Source organism: Bacillus massilinigeriensis (assembly GCF_900117315.1).
Taxonomy (GTDB): Bacteria; Bacillota; Bacilli; order Bacillales; family Cytobacillaceae; genus Bacillus_BE; species Bacillus_BE massilionigeriensis.
This window is the reverse complement of the sequence record NZ_LT630345.1, coordinates 1-1806: the sequence shown is the minus strand read 5'-3', so window position 1 is coordinate 1806 and position 1806 is coordinate 1. Positions and strand designations below refer to the sequence as shown.

Sequence of the window (1806 nt, the reverse complement as noted above, 5' to 3'; positions counted from 1 at the left end):
CGGTGTTTGTCAATATAGTTGTCGTATTTTATTACTTTAGTATTTTAAGAGAATTCCTTAAATCCCGAGTTCAAATAAAGCTACCGCGCTGCGCTTGGTGGTCTGGTGGTTTGAATCGAAAGGAAAAGCGCTCTTTCGATTCAAACCACCAGAGAAATGGGATATTATGATTTCTTCAATGTTTCAGTTTACCTCTCATCTCTCATTGGATTTAGCGCTACTTGTTCATTCGGTCTCCAATTTCTCGTGCCTCTCGTCCAACGCTCAGGATGTTTAGCTCTCGCTGCTTCGTATATATCTTTTCTCTTTTCTAATATCGCTACGTGTGCTCCAGTATGACACTGTACAGGTGTCACAAAATTTAATCCACTATGCAAGTGAATCTCGTTGTACCAATAGACAAATTTCTGTGCCCATTCCCTTGCCTCTGCGAGTGATGCAAAGCCTTTATGCGGGTAATCCGGTCTATATTTAAGTGTACGAAACATGGCTTCTGAGTAAGGATTATCATTACTTACACGAGGTCTTGAAAAGGAACTTTGAATTCCCAGTTTCTCTAGTAAACTTAAAAATGTCTCGGCTTTCATAGGACTACCATTATCAGAATGCAATACGAGTGGTGCGCCTTTGATTTTTTCATTGATCACTGCCTTTTTCACAAGTGTTTCAGCGTGCTTTGCCTCTTCTGTTTCCCACACTTCCCAGCCAACTGCTTTTCTACTAAATAAATCGAGAATTAAATAGAGTCGATAATACAACCCTTTCACAGGTCCACCCAGCCACGTAATATCCCATGTCCATACCTGATTTGGCGATGTTGCTAGATGACTCTCAGGAATTCTTTTCCCAGGCTTTTGACTACGACCACGATGATTCTGCATTTTTTCTTCACGTAACACACGATAAAAGGTGGATTCTGACGCAATGTAAGTCCCTTTGTCCGCAAGCTTTGGTACAATTTGTGTCGGGGGTAAATCGACGTATTCTTCCTGTTTGACAACCGTTAATATTTCTTCTTTTTCCTTTTCAGACAACTTATTTTTTGGTACGGGTCTTTTCACAAGTGGGCGTTGATCAACCTTCACACCACCATCTTCCACCCAACGTTCATAGGTACGAACGCTGATATGAAGCTCCTCGCAAGCCTTCGCTAATCGCGCACCATTTTGATTGGCTTCTTGGATGAGTTTGACTGCTAATGCGCGATTTGACGGGCTAATCATTCTTCCTCGTCGTCCCCCCAAATCGCTTGGGCCTTTTTTCGCAAAAGTAATAATGCCGCAGCTTCAGCTAGTGCCTTCTCTTTCTTTTGTAGCTCTTTTTCTAATAGTTTGGCACGCTTCTGTTCTTCCTTCAAAGCGCCATTCAGTTGTTTTGCTTGATCGAATGCCTGACCATTTGCCTGAAGGCATACACTTTTCCATGCTTCAATCTGTTCACGATACAGCCCCTTTTTACGACAATACTCAGCCAGCTCTGTTTCATTCAATGCGAACGTCTCCATCACGATTAGAAACTTATCTTGGCTACTCCATTTGTCACTCGTTTGTCCATTGCCAGGTGCTGCGACACCAGTCTCACGAGCTTCTTTACGCCAACTGTACAAGGTCACATCTGAGATGCCTTCTTCTTTCGCAATTTTCGTAACAGATTCATTATTTGGGGGCATCATTCGTTTAACAATAGCTGCTTTATATTCCTGTGTATATCGTGTCCCATTTTTTCTTTTCATATCGCTCAACCTCCGTGTTATTTATTTAACTATAACACTAAAGTATCCTACGACATCTATCCTAACAGAGAGGG

1 protein-coding gene is annotated in these 1806 nt (G+C 42.0%); it reads right to left on the bottom strand.

Annotated elements, in window-relative coordinates; genetic code table 11:
• Positions 1-188: 188 nt before the first annotated feature.
• A protein-coding gene (locus BQ6100_RS20650; RefSeq protein WP_390622393.1) for an IS3 family transposase occupies positions 189-1732 on the bottom strand; the annotation gives its coding sequence in 2 pieces (ribosomal slippage) (positions 189-1249 and positions 1249-1732; 1545 coding nt in all).
• Between the last annotated feature and the right edge of the window lie 74 nt (positions 1733-1806).